The sequence below is a fragment of the Pseudomonas sp. SAS7 genome, assembly GCF_052112345.1.
GTDB classification, from domain to species: Bacteria; Pseudomonadota; Gammaproteobacteria; order Pseudomonadales; family Pseudomonadaceae; genus Aquipseudomonas; species Aquipseudomonas putida_Q.
In genome coordinates this window covers 1-202 of the sequence record NZ_JBEGGO010000086.1, presented here as the reverse complement: position 1 = coordinate 202, position 202 = coordinate 1, and the positions used below count along the sequence as shown (strand labels likewise).

General features: G+C 63.9%; 1 protein-coding gene. It reads left to right on the top strand.

What is annotated here, in order from left to right:
• A partial coding sequence (locus tag ABI582_RS28800) for an immunoglobulin-like domain-containing protein (RefSeq protein WP_442121010.1) occupies positions 1 to 202 on the top strand: 202 nt, incomplete at both ends.

Genomic DNA, 202 nt, shown 5'->3' with positions numbered 1-202 from the left:
AGCCGGCCAGACCAGCGCGCCCTACGAGCACGCTGCCCAAGGCGACGACGTTTACAAAGACGCCGGTGAAATCAGCCTGGGTATCAAGTCGGCAGCCGACACCGGCGGCCGTACCTTCGAGAACCTGCAGCTGGGCGACGCGGCGAAGGTCAATGTCACCGACACCAACGACGAAGTCATCGCGAAACTGACCGCGACCCCT